12 protein-coding genes are annotated in these 15889 nt (G+C 59.5%); 2 read left to right on the forward strand and 10 right to left on the reverse strand.

The genetic code is table 11. From position 1 onward, the window contains the following. Positions 1–48: 48 nt before the first annotated feature. The 5 genes from BN32_RS00645 to BN32_RS00665 all read right to left on the reverse strand — a co-directional run bounded on the left by BN32_RS00645 (position 49) and on the right by BN32_RS00665 (position 5641). Positions 49–1812 carry a type IV secretion system DNA-binding domain-containing protein gene (locus BN32_RS00645; RefSeq protein ID WP_019195298.1) on the reverse strand — a complete coding sequence of 588 codons (1764 nt, stop codon included), beginning with the start codon at positions 1810–1812 and terminating at the stop codon, positions 49–51. Positions 1813–1818: 6 nt separating this feature from the next. After that, positions 1819–2418 carry a hypothetical protein gene (locus tag BN32_RS00650; RefSeq protein WP_019195299.1) on the reverse strand — a complete coding sequence of 200 codons (600 nt, stop codon included), beginning with the start codon at positions 2416–2418 and terminating at the stop codon, positions 1819–1821. After that, positions 2405–3193, reverse strand: a complete 789-nt coding sequence (locus tag BN32_RS00655) for a hypothetical protein (RefSeq protein WP_156946929.1) — start codon at positions 3191–3193, stop codon at positions 2405–2407. Before BN32_RS00655 ends, BN32_RS00650 begins: the two co-directional genes overlap by 14 nt. A gap of 241 nt (positions 3194–3434) precedes the next feature. Beyond that, positions 3435–5102 (reverse strand): hypothetical protein, encoded by a 1668-nt coding sequence (locus BN32_RS00660; RefSeq protein WP_019195301.1) that lies wholly within the window; start codon positions 5100–5102, stop codon positions 3435–3437. A gap of 80 nt (positions 5103–5182) precedes the next feature. Then, on the reverse strand, positions 5183–5641 hold the full coding sequence (locus BN32_RS00665; protein WP_019195302.1) for a hypothetical protein: 459 nt from the start codon (positions 5639–5641) through the stop codon (positions 5183–5185). Between the two features lie 1020 nt (positions 5642–6661). On the opposite strand from BN32_RS00665, the gene BN32_RS00670 reads away from it, so the two are divergent. Further along, a complete protein-coding gene (locus BN32_RS00670; RefSeq protein ID WP_019195303.1) occupies positions 6662–8641 on the forward strand; it encodes a ParB/RepB/Spo0J family partition protein in 1980 nt (659 codons plus the stop codon). Between the two features lie 19 nt (positions 8642–8660). Here the strand turns inward: BN32_RS00670 and BN32_RS00675 are convergent, their stop codons facing one another. Then, a complete protein-coding gene (locus tag BN32_RS00675) occupies positions 8661–8966 on the reverse strand; it encodes a hypothetical protein (protein ID WP_019195304.1) in 306 nt (101 codons plus the stop codon). Between the two features lie 449 nt (positions 8967–9415). Between BN32_RS00675 and BN32_RS00685 the strand changes: the two genes are divergently transcribed. Beyond that, positions 9416–9727, forward strand: coding sequence for a DUF736 domain-containing protein (locus BN32_RS00685; protein ID WP_019195306.1), 312 nt, complete (start codon positions 9416–9418; stop codon positions 9725–9727). A gap of 583 nt (positions 9728–10310) precedes the next feature. Here BN32_RS00685 and BN32_RS00690 read toward each other — a convergent pair. The 4 genes from BN32_RS00690 to BN32_RS00705 all read right to left on the reverse strand — a co-directional run bounded on the left by BN32_RS00690 (position 10311) and on the right by BN32_RS00705 (position 15763). Beyond that, complete coding sequence (locus BN32_RS00690; protein WP_019195308.1) at positions 10311–11897, reverse strand: DUF3987 domain-containing protein; 1587 nt, start codon at positions 11895–11897, stop codon at positions 10311–10313. Positions 11898–12447: 550 nt separating this feature from the next. Then, positions 12448–13014 carry a hypothetical protein gene (locus tag BN32_RS00695; protein WP_156946930.1) on the reverse strand — a complete coding sequence of 189 codons (567 nt, stop codon included), beginning with the start codon at positions 13012–13014 and terminating at the stop codon, positions 12448–12450. 913 nt (positions 13015–13927) lie between these two features. Continuing rightward, complete coding sequence (locus BN32_RS00700; protein ID WP_019195310.1) at positions 13928–14953, reverse strand: IS110 family RNA-guided transposase; 1026 nt, start codon at positions 14951–14953, stop codon at positions 13928–13930. Positions 14954–15307: 354 nt separating this feature from the next. Continuing rightward, the gene (locus BN32_RS00705) at positions 15308–15763 is read right to left on the reverse strand and encodes a MerR family transcriptional regulator (RefSeq protein WP_019195311.1); all 456 of its coding nucleotides are present in this window, start codon (positions 15761–15763) and stop codon (positions 15308–15310) included. Positions 15764–15889 lie beyond the last annotated feature (126 nt).

Genomic DNA, 15889 nt, shown 5'->3' on the forward strand with positions numbered 1-15889 from the left:
GAGGTGACGGGCATTTCCATTGCGTTCGGTGAGACCAGTGAAGACGAACTAAAGCCGCTGCCAAGCATCGAGTGGCCATTCAACCACGTAAACGTTGTCGAATCCGACGATCGATGCACGGATCGATTTACTCCCTCGCCAGTCGACCGTCAGACCGAGACTGGTGGACATCTCGTGAGGGGATAGAGCTGGCACCTTGTGCAATTCGGTCTCACCTTGCTTGCCGGGCCGGTCAATCCCGAATGTTGTCATACCCATCAAGGATTCGGAGAGCTCGGTCGCGTTTTTGCCGGGCCTTGCTTTGCAGACGATGATGGTCGCAAAGTTCTCGGTTAGAGCTTCCGCCGCCGCCTTGGTTGAGGCGTCCTCGATCTGTGCGAGGCTCTGCGCTGTTGCGACAACGCGGATCCCGCGAGACCGTCCCAGCGAAGCGAGCTGCATGACATCCTTCATCGCTCCACGAAAACGGGGAAGTTCATCCGCGAAGATCCAGACGCCGTGGTCGACATTGTCGGCCAAGTCAGGCGCAAGAAGCTCGCTTGCCAACACCCGAAACATCAGGGTCAGCAGCAGTTCGGAATTGTCGCGATTGGAAAGATCATGCCGCAGGATGATGACGCGCTGGCGGGATCGCTTTCTCGCCCAATCTAGAAGCGAAATGCGCGGGCGCCCGTCCGCCTCCATCGCGGCACAGGTATCGACGATCTCGGCGATGTGGGCGATCATGTTGAATACGACAGAGAGAGACATGGTAGTGGGATCGTCGCCTTTGCCGCGCAACATTTCGGCGACCTGGCGCATTGTTGGCCGGAGGTCGTTGGCGATCTCTTCGACCGGCTTCGAGATCGCGGTCTGCAGCTCTCGCCAACCCCATTGCTGTCTATGCTCGGCGATAAGTTTCAGGATAAGTCCTTTCAGGACCAGGCGGGACGCCGCTGACCAGACGGGGTCGCGGGATTCCGGTATCATGATTGTGGGGACGCGGCTGGCAGCCGCCGGTGACCGGACGTCGCGGCCGATTGCCCAAACCGACGAAGCGCGTCCGATTCCGATGACGCTGCTGGTCCCTCGGCCGATTAAAGCCGTGATCCGCTTGTGGAGGGCTCCCTTGACGTCGAGGTGGAGAACGTGATCACCGCGCAACGTCGCTTGGCGGGCCAGCCCTTCGGCAATCGCGGTCTTGCCGGAGCCAGGTAAGCCGATGCTGAAGACCGATTCATGCTCGGCCAGTTTGGGAAGCCGGAGGCCGGGCGCAAGTTCGATTCCGCCGGGGGATTCCGCGACCAAAGCCGCCAAATGATTTTGCGCCGCGCCGATCGCTGCGCCAAACCACAGGGTCTTCGGCCCATCGATCCAGCGCGCATTCCTTAGTTTCGGGGTTCGCGAAAGCACTTGACGATAGATGTGAACCGCAACAACCCACCCGGCCAAGACCGCACCGATCATGCGAAGCGGCAACTGGATGGCCATGTCGATGCTCGTCAGCAACGCCCAGCTTGCCGTTCCAATTGCAACGGGATAGCCAAACCAAGCAACGATATACGTGGCCAATGCTGCCAGCCGTGCGCTTGCTTCCCCGCTCAGGATCAATACAGGTGCAGCGGCGTGGTGCGACATCGCGATCAAGCGCAATATGGCTGTCAGGTCGAACGGCAGCTCAATTTGATCGCGAGTGGACCAATAGAATGCCGGCACAACGGCGAACAGAACGAGGAAAGCCGTTGCAGCCGCGAGTAGGCCGAACGAGAAGCTCGCGAGGATCGCCCCCGAACGGGAGGAAACCGGCGTGAGCGGATGAGTAGGTTTCGACATGATCTACTACCTTTCTGAATTGCGGTTGACGTGGATGACGGTGCCGAGGGGCAGCGAGCCATCGGCGTGCAATATCGTGTGCGGAATGCTGAACGAATTTTGGTGGCGCGCGAGACGCGCTTCGATATCGGCTAGACCGAGACTTGGAGCGGTCACGATGTAGCTGCAGTCCTCGGTCCAGCGATCAAGCCTGTTGCAGAGGCCCATGGCGTCACCGCTCTGATATCCGGATCGGAAGAGTCCCCATCGCAGCGGCCGATCGATCGTGCCGGCGAGGATCGTGAGCGCAATGACGAGCAACGAAGCAGCGCTGCAGACGAGCCATAGCGGCGGCGGCCCGCTGGTCGACTCGCGGGACTGGATGCGTACCGAAGCCCGCCTTGGTGCAGGCAATGCGTCGTCGGTTCCCGCTGCTACGCGTGCCATCGTCGCGACTCCCTCCGGCCCGATCCGCGTCAACACCGAGCGTGGAAGCTTGGAGATCTCGCGCGGCGACAGTTCGGCGAGCTTCAGCCCCAGAGTTTCCCGCGAGGCCTTGCCTTGCGCGATGTTTTCGCGCAGGCGGTTGATGAGCTCGCTCGGGAGCGCTGCCTTAGCGGCCGGCATCGAACCCTCCCACGGTGAAGCCGACGATGGCACCAAGGCGCGGCCAGACGACGGAGAGAAATTCGCTGACGTCGCCCTGCAGCGCAGTGACCATCAGGCGGGACATCCCCAGCCTGGCGATGAGCGCCGCTTCATCCGCCATGACCGCTTCCGTAAAGGTCATCCCGGCGGCCTCGAACAACGGCCATGCGCCGGCGGCAATGGCGGGCAGCGTGACGCGGCGGCGGTCCTTTAACAGCGGCGCGATTCGATCGTTGTAGATTTTATGGGCCGGCGTGCCCGCGAGGAATTTGAATCCTCCGTCACGCAAGTTGAGGACCGGGACGATCTCCGCGGCCGGATGGACCAGCTGAAGTTCGCCGATCAGGTTCGCGCTCTGCGCCATCGCACTGGGATCTGCCGTCATCAAGACCATTGCGATCGAACGGACGCCCTGGTCGACCAAGAATCGGTCGAACCTGGCCCGGGCAACGAAATTCAAAAATGCCCGCTGGTTCTGGCCGGCGCCGACGTCGATCACGCCGACGGCCTCAGACTTGGCAATCGACAGCACCATTTCCTCGAGCGGCTCGAACACCCGCATCGCGGCGAGGGAATCGCTCCGCATCTCCTCCACGCCGGGCGCCTCGATCGTGATGGCCTTGTCCGGATAGAGAAGCGGCAGGGTCGGAGCCCGATCGATCTGGACGATGCGAACCTGCTGTTCGGCAGCAATCGCGCCGTCGATGACCAGGCGTCCAGTCAAGGATTTGCCGATACCGCCCTTCGGTCCCATCGTATAAATGACGGTCGCACCAGCGGTTTTCAGCAAATCGGTATGCGCGGCGATCGTCTTCTTGTCCGCACGAGGCCCGCTCTGAATGATGGGAGTGGTCTTGGTCGTCATAGTTGTGCTCCTGAAGCGCGGAAATGGCGCGCATCAGGAGCAAACAACATCGGCAGGAGGGCTTACCGGGTAGCATCCCGGGATAAGGTCGGAGGAAACAAAAAAGATCGTAGGCCAGCCAAACAGTTAATTATGCTGGCTCAGCCACCGGAATTGGATCGACCAGTTCTGTTACTTGTTCCCAGATGTTCAAAACGTTCCGATGTTTCGCGCTCAGGGAGGTCAAAAGCGATTGAATGATCTCTTGATTCATCGCCGCCCCGTAGCCGCGATTAAGTGGATATTCCATCATCTCAAGCGTGTGACGCTGCACCAGTGGCGCAAGTTCGGGAACGTCAAGCGGCATTCCGCCCGCATGACGTTTGATGTCGCGCTTGTAAAGAATACCTTCTTTGTAGCGCGCCTCGAGTTCGCGATGCCAATCCTGAATCTCGTTGAAAATCTGACGCAGAAATTCGCAAAAGAGAAGCGGAGGTAGCGGCTCCATCAGAGCGGCGCTATACCAATCGAAAAACACGGCATATCCTCGCAAGGTCAGCATGTCATGTCGTAAAGACCAGATTTTTGCGATGAGGATATCCCGTCCAGCCGCCAATCTGGATTCGATCTCTTCGGTTGTTTCTGGGCGGCCGCTCGCCTTTCGATCCTGGCGACCCTTTCTTTGCTCCCCTTCGGAGATTTCCATAAGGCCCACACCAATATCGAGATCGGTTCCGTGCAGCTCCGGGATCGCCTTGACGATCGCCTTGGCGCACTCATGGCCAGCGCTCGCTAGATCCCACGCTGACTTCGTGAGTCGGTCGAAATTTTCCCCTTCCGCGACCTCATCCTTGGTCCGTGGAATGTTTCGAGCGAGCCTGATCTCATCGAAGGGAACGCCGAGCGTCGGCGTCAAAAGCTCGAATACGCCAACGATGAATCGGCTCAGTGGCGGCGCGTGCAGCCACTGCTCGACCGTCTTGTTGGAATGACGGACGTCGCCGGGCTCCGTCATCTGAAATGCAATCTTCAGCAACTGCATCGCCTGGCCTGCGCAAAAGGCAAGATTTCGTCGTCCATCGTCGTCAAGACGCCGTTTCACATCACGCAAGCAGACGTGCCTCCCGCGATGAGTCCGAGTGCTGCTAAGCAATATTTCTGCGACTGCCGGGCTAAGCTCCCATCTCACCGGAGTAATCTTTAGAAGCGACGTTTCTCCAGCGTCCGCTGCGCGGGCCGTAAGGCGGTCGACGAGGCGGGCGTTACTGGAACTGTCATCGGTGATCATCCCGGGGGCGTCGAAGCCGAATACCGATCCGTCGCGAGGCAGCAACATGAGCTGGCCGCCCAGACCGAGAGAAGTGATGCTGGGAGTCATCTGCTCGGCTAGATCAGTCTTTTGGGCGTGCGACACCACCCCTGAGCCAAGCACAGCTCCTTTCTGGAGTTCGCGGACGGCATATAGCGAAATGCTGGTGCGTCCCTTCACCCGAGATTTCTCCGGGGGCTTGGACATGAATTCCGCAAGGAATTGCAGCTCCGTGATCACTCTCCTATCGACCTGCGAAGGTGGCTGCGCATCGTCGCCGGGCGACCGCTTATATCTGACGTGGCCGGAACGATCGGTGGCCCAGGCAAGGGCATTCGCCAGATAGAACGCGATCAACGGTTTCACGTTCGCTGCCACGCCATCGACCTTATCGTGAGGACGGTAACCATTGTCGGTCAATTCAGACTTGAATGCGTCTGTAAAGGAAGACAGGGCCTTCGTCGCCGTTTCGTTCGCGTTGATGAGGAGCAGAATTTCAAAGTCCGTCATGGGCTTCCGATTCAAGTGCTGGTGTTGGGCGGCAACACGAACTTAGCCTTCTTCATCGCGCAACTTTCGATCAGTAGAAATCAGTCGTCATATTCTATGCGGGTCGCCTCACGCAGCCTGCGAGCTTCGGCCAGCCGTTGTGCCAAACCCGTCACAGCGCTCTGAGGCGACGCCGCGATGGCGGCTGTCGCAATCTCGATGGTCTCGCCAGCGGATTTGACTTGCGTCTGATGCGTGGGACGCTCGCTCTTGTCCTCGATTGATCGCGCACGAGGCGCGATCTCTAAACAAGCCGCTCCGGCAAGATTCGTTAGGTGGGCCTTCCGGATGCGCAGAAACACTGAATTCATCTGGCGAGCTGAGATCGGTCGACCATTTTTGTGCCGTGCTCCTGCCTGCGTCAATGCAGCAGCAATGGTCACCCACGTCAATCCGGACGTCTCCAACTGTTGCAGCGCCAAATAGTGCGCGCGCACCGAACGCTCGAACGGAATATCGAACGACCAGTTCTTGACCAGATGCTGTAGCTCGCTGCGCATGATGTTGCTCTTCAGCTATCGTTGATTGCATCAGAGGTAGTGACGATCAATTTGATGTCAATTGACAGTCTCGTTGTTGGCACGATTCAAAGTACGCGAAAAATGCTTCGTGTGGCTACGCTTCGATTTCAATCAGTAAACTCGCGCGATCAGTTCAGCGCGCTCTTCGCTTGAGCGCGGCGCCAGAATGCCAAATTGCCAAAATCATGCGCAACGCTGCTTCACTGTCGCCGATCGAGCGGCAAAGCCTGGAGATCCCGTTGTGGGCGGCGTTCGTGCGCAGCTGGTGGAGCTGTCCAGGAAGCTCTCGGATGTCCGCACGAAGCGTCGCGCGCCGCCGAACGGGTCCTCATAGGTCTACGATGGTTCGGGCCTTTGCGGACGCACCCCGCGCGGCCCAAGCATGTGGTTTCGCCGGTCGGGGCTCGATAGCCGCACGACGTAAGACACTTGACTGCACGGTCCGGGTTATCCGAAAGTTCTAAACGAGTGAATTGCGGGCTTCGCTTCGCTTCGGCACAGACGCCCTCTCTTTCTTTGAGAGCTCGGGCAATCCACGACAGCCCAGTGGTCCGAGTCAATGCGATGCCCCTGCTAAGTCAGAGGTAGGTCGCGACGAACAGCGCTCATGCCGGGTGCCAATCCGCGAATGGATGATTGATCGACGGTCGCATCGGCGCTTCGCTCTCGACTCAACAGGGGATAGATCGTCTTAATCGCCGCGCCTCCGGCACGGTGAGGATTTCGCACGTCGTTTAACTTGCAAAAGGACATGGAAGGGCTCCGCCCTCGCAAGGGCAAGGGTGAAGTCCCGGAAGTTCGGGACCGGCCGGGGCGGTCTCCCCAACCTTCCGCGCTGACGTCAAGACCAGACATCCGCCACTATCGGAATCCGCTTGTGCAGGCCGGGTGATCCCCCTCCGCCCCGGCCGCCCCTGCCCTTGCTACCCCGGTCTCGCCGACGGGCAGGGCTGCAGGCGCGAGGTGCGCTCTGCACCCAGCCCTTAATGGAGATCGATCATGTCTGCCAAGAAAGTTCAAACCGCCGCCGCAAGCGGCGCGGAAGTTCTAATTCCCCTCAACAAGCTCAAAAAGTCCCCAAAGAATGCCCGCAAGACGCCGCATAGCGAAGCGTCCATCGAAGCCTACGCGGCCAGCATCGCCACTAAAGGCGTCCTGCAAAACCTTGTCGTCGAGCCGGAACTGGATACGGATGGTGCGGCAACCGGGTTCTATTTTGTCACCATCGGCGAAGGCCGCAGACTGGCGCAGCTCCTTCGCGTCAAGCGCAAGCAGATCAAGAAGACCGAGCCGATCCGCTGCGTCATCGATACCGCGAACGACGCCTTCGAAATCAGTCTCGATGAGAACGTCACGCGTGAGAACATGCACCCCGCCGACCAGTTCGAGGCCTTCAAGAAGCTCGCCGATGAACGCGGCTTTGGCGCGGAGGAAATTGCCGCCCGGTTCGGCGTCACGCCGCACGTGGTACGGCAACGGCTGCGGCTCAGTACCGTGTCACCCCGCCTGATCGACGCCTATCGCGGTGGCGAGATGGGCTTTGAGCAATTGGTCGCGTTCGCCCTGATCGACGATCATGCCCGGCAGGAGACGATCTATGGTCGGCTGTCGTACAGCCGCGATCCCGTCACCATCCGCCGGATGCTGACCGAAACCAACGTCGCCGCCACCGACCGTCGTGCGATCTTCGTCGGTCATGAGGCCTACACTGAGGCGGGCGGGACAATTTTGCGCGATCTCTTTACAGAAGATCGCGGCGGCTATTTCGAGGATGCAACGCTGCTAGACCGGCTTGCCATAGAAAAGCTGCAACAAGTTGCGGCGGCGTTGCAGAAGGATGTGGGTTGGAAGTGGGTGGAAGCCAACCTTGATTTTCCGCATGGCCACGGCCTGCGGCGCGTCTATCCCCGAGAGGTCGAACTTTCAGCGGAGGATCAAGCTGCTTACCAAGCCGCGCAGGCGGAGTTCGACATTCTGACCAAGCAACATGCAAGTGACGAGGAGCTGACCGAAGCGGTCGATGGCCGTTTCGGAGAGCTCGAAACCGAAATCGAACGCTACGAGGCGCTGCGCTACGCCTTTGAGGCCGACGACATCGCTTGCGGCGGCGCATTCGTGGTTCTCAATCACGATGGTGAAGTTCGCGTCGAACGGGGCTTCATTCGTCCCGGGGATGACAATCGTCAGAAGGTGTCGACCGAGGACCGCATGCAAGATGACGGAGAGGATCAGGCCACCACAGACGACGATACTGAATCCGATGCCGGACTTTCGGACAGTCTGGTTGCCGAACTCACGGCCTACCGTAGCCTTGGCCTCCGTCTGGCATTGTCCGAGCAACCCGATGTCGCGGTGGTTGCTATCACCCATGCATTGCTGGCTCAAACCTTTTACCGGGGAGCCGAGGCCAATGTCCTCGATATCCGGCCGTCAAGTTTATTCCTGGGCTCCCATGCGGGCGGGATTGAGGATACCGAAGCAGGCCGGGCGTGGTCGGATCGCCACGCGCGCTGGGCAGTCCAGTTGCCGCGTGATGTCGCCGACCTCTGGGCCTTTGTGGTCGCTCTCGACTATAACAGCCGGATGGCGATCCTCGCCCATTGCACAGCCCTGACGATCAACGCGGTCAAATTGCCGCGCGATCATCGTCCGCGTGCGCTGGCAACGGCCGACAGGTTGGCCGAAGCCGTTTCCCTCGATATGACCAGTTATTGGCGACCGACCGTTCGAACCTATTTCGGGCGCATCACCAAGGCGCGCATTCTCGAAGCGGTGCGGGAAAGCGTGAGCGCCGAGGCGGCGGACCGCATGGCGAACATGAAGAAGCCGGACATGGCTGAGGCTGCCGAGCAGTTGCTCGCAACGATCGGTTGGCTGCCGTCGTTGATGCGGACACCGCACGCGGAGCGAGAGCCCGCCGAACAACCGGCTATAGCGAAAGTGAAAGACCCCGACGTATGTTCGGTCGCTGCCGAGTGATCGGCATGGCCGGGACCGCTCACACGGTCCCGGCTTTTTTTGCACGACTGTCGAAAATTTGGCCGCGCGCCTGATGGCGTGCGGCCAATCTCAGGATGTACACGGCATTGATTGGTCTCATTTTTGGAAAGCCGTCCACTTTTCCGACCTGAAGCCTATCAGGCAAGGGCATCGTGGCCAGCACCGCTAAATCCGCCTGGAGGACGGCGCGTCCCTGCTGACCGTGCCTCGGCGTCGCAATATACGCGCCGGTTGGTCGATGCCCACACCCTCCGCCAGCGAGGCGTAGATGGCGCGGGTATCGATCATCCCTGAAATCGATCATGCGAACTGGCTCCGTGGGTCTTTGGTCCAGCTCGCCCGGACGGGCGCGTCAATGCGAATTCGTGAGCCGTCATTCTTCGGGTCGCGCCATCGCCTTCCGTTGATGCGGCGCAAGTCTTTCTGCGACCGGGCGCTGTCATGTCCTTTGCGGTGAAGATGCCAATCGTCATGGTGGTCTGCATCGGTCAGTTTGATGGGCGCGTCCCACGCAACCTCGAATGGACGGATCAAGCCCGAGGGACGGCTGCGCCTCGATCGCTTTCCGCAAGGGCTACGCCGGCTTATTTCCCCTGCCGCCAGGAAGCGGCATTCCTCGCGAGGCAAATAAGCCGGCTGACGCCCTCCTTCGCTGCGCTGCGGGCCTGACGGCTGCGGGCCGATCGCTCCTCGGGCCAAGGACCGCCATCGAGGCTGCGATGGTCGCGGCCCGACAACAGAACGGAGACCACCATGGCTACCATCGGAACCTTCACCGCGTCGGACAACGGCTACACCGGATCGGTCAAGACGCTCACGCTCAACGTCAAGGCGAAGTTCGTCGCTACCGAGGCGGAGAACGACAAGGCGCCCAACTTTCGCATCATCGCAGGCTCTACCGAATTCGGCGCCGCCTGGAAGAAGACCGCACGGGACAGCGACCGCGAATATCTTTCAGTTAAGCTGGACGATCCGAGCTTCCCCGCCCCGATTTACGCCTCGCTGGTGAAGGGTGAGGGCGACGACAGCTTCACACTGATCTGGTCCCGCCGCAACGGCGAGTAGCCGCCAGTTCGATCCGCCCCGCCTCTTCGGAGGCGGGGCCCTTCTTCAGAGCGCCCAGCATGGGCCTACTCTTATGGGTGCAAGGCCCAGGTGAGTTGACCACAACGAGCGAAATGAAGTGCAACTGCATGAGGGCGACCGAGTGTGGGGAGGAAGCGTGGAGCGAAGCTGCTCGAGGTAGGGCTTATCAGGATGCGCGGCTTGAGCTAAAGGCAAAGCGTTGCTGGAGCGCGCCGCTTAAACGACGGAAGCCGCGTGGCCGAAAATCCGGTTGCGCGGCTTCTCGATTTCCGCCGATCCGGCTTCCGGGTCGGCGGCGGACGGGTATCCGCGTCTGGAGCTCGCCGGGCCTTCGGCCCCGCTCGCGAGAATCACCAAACTCAAGGCTTCAAACTACAGGAAGAAATTTGAAGCGGCTTTCCTTCGGCATGGCAAATATCATCATGGTGTTATGCGTGGCGAGCAAGCCGCGATGTCCGCGGTGCCGTGGTGCACGTCCAAACGAAAAGCGCGCCCAAGGGCGCGCTTTTGTTCTCTTTATCTCGGCATCTGCAACGAGTGTTAAACTCGGCAATTCGGAAATCTACTCCTTCCACTGGCGGGCCAGCAGAGCGGGATGCACCTCGAACACCTGGGCTGGACGCCCCAGCTGCGCGGGGCCGCGCTTTACCGGGCGAATAACGTTGCGCCGGCGGAGTTCCTCCAACGCTTCCACCGCGGTTTGAGCATCCCGCACGGGCGAGCCGGCCGCCCGCAGAACGTCTGCCCGAACGTTGATAAGGGATTTGCCGCCGCGCGCAAGAAAGCGGGCGAGGCGAGCCGCGTCGCCGTCTTTCGGCCCGCTCGCTTCGTTGAGCACCCGTTCAGCCATCGGCATAAGGTAGCTCCCGACGATGTCAACCGCCGCTTCGACGCTGCCCGCGTCAATAGACAGCGGCAGTCCTTCACCACCTGCAGCCATATGCTCGGCGATCGCAAGGAGTGCCGCCAGCCGCGTTGCATGCTGTACCCCACGGCCGACAAAATCGCGGTAGAGGCCGTCGGTCAAGGCCCGCAATTGCAGCCAACGTCGCGCCGCCGTTTCCAGCGGCTCGCGCGTCTCCGCGGCCATCGGCACCAGCGCGGAGTAGCGTTCCTGCGTGCAAGCCGGCACAATCGCGACAAGACGGCTCAAGAGTGCCGACAATCGTTCGACAGGCCCGGGTGCGCGCGGCAACTGGACGCGAGGCTCGACGTCTGGATAGATCCACCACGTTCGCGCAGCCAATCCATCGTGAGCGTCGCCCAGCAGCGCAGGAAGACGGCTCGGCTGCGTCGCGCCCAAAATTGAGACCAGAAGCGCCGGAATGAAAACCTTTCCTTCGCTCTTGGTGCGAACGACGTGCGGCATGCCATCGTAGCCCTTCAGGATGAGGCCGCGCGACCGGAGACCTTGATTCGATGCTCCGAACGCCAGCGCACCGCTGAGTTCGTGCGAGAGCATCATGCGGCCATCGATTCCGGTGCGAAGTTCATCCAGGAGGCCGGCGCCACTGAACTCCGAGAGAATGATGCCGGGCGCCGCGACGACACCATCTCCATCGGAAGTTTCGTTCTCCAGCGGAATGCCTTCGAGCAACAAGCGCCGCGCGACGGTTTCGCGCAGCTTTTGGTCGAATTTCTCCAAGAATTTGTGCTCGGCCCCCTTCAGCATCAACCCGTGCGCTTTCTGCATCTCGTGCTCGATTGCAAGAAGAGGCCGTTCAACCACACTGATCCCCAGCGATTTTCCGACCGATGGCGGCCCGATAAGGCCGGTGAACACCGCTAGGGGCTCTGCATCGCCGTCGAATGTCAGAAGGCGAGCGCGGTTGCCGATCGCCCCCGAGCACGCGGTCAAGATGGAGCCAGCGATATAGTCGGCGCAGAGCAAGCGGGCCTCCGCGAAATCTACAACCAGCGAGCGAAGATTCGCCGGCAATGAGTCAACCGGGAAGCGTGGGGCCGGCGACGTCGTCGGCAACAGAAACGAGGGATCGAAATTCGTCCACTCGTCGGTGCTGGAGGCACCGGGACGCTCCGCGCCCGATGCCTCCGCCGAACCAATCACGATGGGGTCATCTACCCCTAATTCGTCCACATTGGCCTGGTCGAGTTTCTGCTGCTTTTTGGGGGTAGCTTGTTTGGCCATATTGTTTTCCGCAGTTCTGCGGTCCCTGGTGAGGTCACGCGCCGTTCGCGCGACAAACCTCACAGCTACCCGGCTGAAAACCGACCCTACCGGGCAACACCCCGAGATAAGGGCTCAGGCAGGAAGATTGGGCGAGAAAATTTTGTATTCGCCTTCTTTCATCGCCGAGGGGTACCCCCGCTGCCAAAATGCCAAAATGCCAAAAGCCGTTAATGTGGAGCAACGGGACTGATTTGAGCCCAGCCTCCGGCAGGTTCTGGCATATTGGCATTTTGGCGAGTGCATACTTTTTCCAAAGGACCAGGCGCATATTCGGATTCTTGCTCAAGGCAAGCGGGCGCCCCCCAACGAAGCTGGGTTGACGTTGTCAAAATGACAAAAAATGCCAAAGCTCGATCAGACCAAAACGGCAACTACGCGGGATCGTTTGACATCCACGGATTTCCGTAAATCGCAGCCAGGCTGCGCCTGATACTAAAGAGATGCCATTTGGGATGTGCCGGCCGTTAGCAGGGGACGCCGCGCGCATCAATCTACTTTCCATTCGGGGTTAATCCGCCACCTTCAACGCGAGCGCCTCGAGCTTTGCTTTCAACCACATGCGGCTGGCCTCAACGCCTGACTGGTCATGACACGCTAAGCGATTGTCAGCGACGATGCTGAGCCCACTTTTATTCATCGTGATCCAATACTCCACCTGATCAATCTGCAGCATGAAGTCACCTTCGCCGGCGGTACAGCTGATCTCAACTTGGATTTGCAAAACGATTTCGAAGACCTCATGAAAGCCGTATCGCGACAGCGAGGGTCCGATTGCAAATCGCGGCGTGGAGGCATCTGCGCAGCAGTGTTCCGCCTCGAATAAGTTCATCGGCGCAAAAGCAAAGAGACCGGGGTTGGTGCGGACGCAGGCCAGATTCCGCGTCAGTCGGTCCGCGAATACGTGAATTGGACCTGGCAAGTACCGCCCGACTTTTGCGGCCAAGGCAGCGCACTGAGAGATGTTGAGATTGGCGTTCGAAGTTAGATTGACGATTTCGGTGGCGAAAACGAAGCCGCGGTCGGTAAGTCGGTAAATGGGGTCGTGGTTGGTGCCAGCAGAGTAAAGGACTTTCATCGTGCTTTCCGCAGCTGTGCGGTCCCTGGTGTGGTCACGCGCCATTCGCGCGACAACCCATAGCTACCTGGCTGGGACCCGACCCTACCGGGCAACACCCCGAGATAAGGGCTTAGGCAGGGAAGATTGGTCGAGAAAGTTCCGCATCTGCCTTCTTTCATTGCCAGGCAGCGATCTTCCCTCAACTGCCAAAATGCCAAACCCCGATAGCGGGTGCAAACCGGACTGATCTTGAGCCAACCTGTTCGTCCGCGGCCGGCCGTTCGACCGAACTTACGATCGTGTGTGGCCTGAACTCGGTTCTGAAGACATCGAGTTGGTGCTTCAATGGAGTATCGAATGATTGAACGGCAACGTCGTTCTTGTTTGCCAATCCGGCTTTCTATTGCCGGACCCGCTCGCTGATAGAAGGACTCCGACCATACACTCGGTTCGCTGAAGAAGCGGGGAGTCTAAACTCGCCAAAATGCCAGAATGTCAAAATTGCCCTCACTCAAAGTCGGCGCGTCTTCGGTCAACTTCGCCTTCGCTGTCCACGTGTTCACGACAGAGCTTGGAGCGAGCTGACGGAAGTCAACAATAGTCAGCAGATGTAAACGTTGATCCTTGTTGACTTCCGTGAGGGGCACACCTGTGCATCGATGGATGGCGTCCGCATGGCAAGAACTTTTTTCGACGTTTCGGCGTGTTGGTCGGTTGCGGTCATCTCTCCGGCCTTTGATTGCGGCACGTTTTGACCGCATGGCCCTAATGGCAGTCCGCTGACCAAGTCCCAATAACAGTGACGCGCTTCAATGCGCAAGCACAGGTTCGGGTTTTCCTGATCTTCGGGCTCGACCCCTTACCATTACGTCGTCATCGCTCCTACCAATTCGTTTGCGGCGACTATCTCGGATGCGCTTGCTCAATCAGCTCATGCGATTGCCGAAGAGGCTTGACGGAACGTCTCTCCCCGACTCATCACGGCCCAGGCAATGCGCGCGAGCTTGTTGGCAACCGCGACGGTCACGACGCGTGCCGGTCGGCGCGCCAGCAGCGCATTGATCCACGCCGCCAACGCTGGCTTGTTCTTTGCGTAGCGGACCACGGCCGTAGCGCCCAAAACGAGCAGCTTGCGCAAGTATGGTTCGCCCTTCTTGGATATCCGACCAAGATGCACCTTGCCGCCGGATCCGAACTGTCGCGGTACCAGGCCAATCCAGGCCGCGAAGTGACGGCCGGACTTGAACACACCGGGATCGGCAATGGTGGCGGCAATAGCGGTTGCCGTAATGACACCGATGCCGGGGATCGTTTGAAGCCTGAGACTAATTTCGCTGGCACGGTGACAGGCGAGGATCGATTTTTCGATCGCCTTGATGCGCATTTGCAAATCTTCGATTTGAGCCACAATCAACTCCGAGCACTCCCAGGCAGTTTCCGGCAATACGGAGCGAGATGCGCGCTGTGCGAGCTCGTGCAGTTCGTTGAGACGCCATATTCCCTGAGGCACAATGAGGCCGAATTCGGAAAGCTGACTCCGCAACGAATTGACCAGCATAGTGCGCTGGCGCACGAAGAGATCGCGTGTCCGATGTAGCATCAGGATCGATTGCTGTTCGGCGCTTTTGATTGAAACGAAACGCATCGTCGGCCGGGTGACCGCTTCGCAGATCGCCTCGGCGTCGACTTCATCGTTCTTGCCGCGCTTGACGTAAGGTTTGACATAAGCCGCCGGCATCAGACGCACTTCGTGCCCGAGTGCAGACAATTCGCGTCCCCAATAGTGCGCAGTCCCGCAGGCTTCCATGCCGACCAGGCAGGGCGGGAGCTTTGTGAAGAAATCGACTAACTCCGATCGTCGAAGCTTCTTGCGGATGACGACGTGGCCCGTGCCGTCGACACCGTGAATCTGGAAAACGTGTTTGGCGAGATCGAGACCGATTATGGTAGGATGCATTGTGGATGGCTCCCATCAGTGGATCTGATAACGATCACACTTTGGCACATCGATGCCGGGAGTGGGCGTCATCCACACCATCACTGATGCAGCGGGAATCCCGGCCTCATGGCGATGGGCTGCATGGTGGGCGCCGGCCGCGATCCAAGCCTGAAGGGCATCGCCGGCACGGCAGGTTGAGGCCATCACTTAGGGCTTCGTCCATCGTTGTGAAGCCAGCGCTCATCCCCCGCGACACGACTCGAATCGTAAGTGGCGGTCGCCATATATCCCGCGAGGACAGATTCTAATACCGTCCTGACGAAAGACTGGTCGCCCGTCCTTCTGCGTCGATCGCGCGATGATAGGTCACGATTAGGAGCGCTGGCTCTGAAGTGGTGCCCGCGTCCGCGTCTCGAATAACGCGTCGATCACGGGGCATTCGGGTACCTTGCTGCCGGTGCACTGCGCAGCCATGATCTCAAGCACCCTCTTAAGCTTCTTCAAATCGGAAATCTTGCGACCGAGTTCGCGAATATGCTCAAGTGCCAGCGTCTCGACCTGCGCGCATGTGTATTTGTGGCCGTCCACGAGGCGAAGCAGTTCGCGGATTTCGTCAAGTGTAAACCCCAGCTCCCGGCTTCGCCGAATGAAGTTCAGCCGTTTGACGAGTTCTGGTCCATAGAGCCGATGGCCACCCTCGGTGCGGCGCGGCGGCGGCAATACGCCAATCTGCTCATAATACCTGATCGTCTCAATGTTGCAGCCGGTTCGGACGGCTAGTCCGCCCCGGGTCAGAAGTTGGTCGCGCGTGGTGGTTTTGTCGGACATTCTGCCTTTTCCTATAACCTGTAGTCGATACAGATCATAATCATTTGAGCGTGAGCTGGCAAGGAATGCGCTGCAACGGGACGAGCAAACCTCGACAAAATAGCTTGCACCTGTAGCTACTACAGA

Origin of the sequence: Afipia birgiae 34632, from assembly GCF_000308295.2 — a bacterium.
GTDB lineage: Bacteria > Pseudomonadota > Alphaproteobacteria > Rhizobiales > Xanthobacteraceae > Afipia > Afipia birgiae.